Below are 543 nucleotides of genomic sequence, written 5' to 3'. Positions count from 1 at the left end.
GTACAAAATCCACCTGGCTGTCGATACCGCGAGTGAGCTGCCGGTCGCTTTAGAGGTCACACCTGCAAACGTCTACGACGGGGAGATGGCCGCGCCATTGCTGGAACACGTCGTGAAGGCGCACGGTTGGAAAGTCGATTTCGTCATGATGGATGCTGGATATGATCAAGTCAAAAACTATGAAACGGTTCGTCAATATGGTGCACAGGCAATTATCGCGATGAACAAGCGCGGTGAAAAAGAACCGCCTGAAGGAATCGCATCGGACGGGACGCCGCGTTGCACGATGGGATATGACATGGTGTATTGGGGTGCGGACGGTGACCGACTAAAGTTTCGCTGCCCGCACGCGGTTGGGAAGGTAGATTGTCCGCTTGGAATCGCGACATGTTCCGAATCCAACTACGGTATGGTGGTCAAAAAGCGGATCACAGAAGATATTCGGCGTTACTGCGCACCACACCGAGGCACGCAGAATTGGAAGCTGTTATACAACGAGCGAACTGCTGTAGAGCGTTGTAACGCAAGGCTTAAGACGAATTT

1 protein-coding gene is annotated in these 543 nt (G+C 52.7%); it reads left to right on the top strand.

The annotated features are described in order from the left end of the window. Window positions 1–543 (top strand): transposase (locus AAC01S_RS18565; protein WP_157071315.1); only part of this gene is annotated, 543 nt, incomplete at both ends.

This window comes from Alicyclobacillus acidiphilus NBRC 100859 (assembly GCF_001544355.1).
Lineage (GTDB): Bacteria > Bacillota > Bacilli > Alicyclobacillales > Alicyclobacillaceae > Alicyclobacillus > Alicyclobacillus acidiphilus.
Note: the sequence above shows the minus strand (reverse complement) of the source record. Positions and strands in the feature narration are given on the sequence as shown.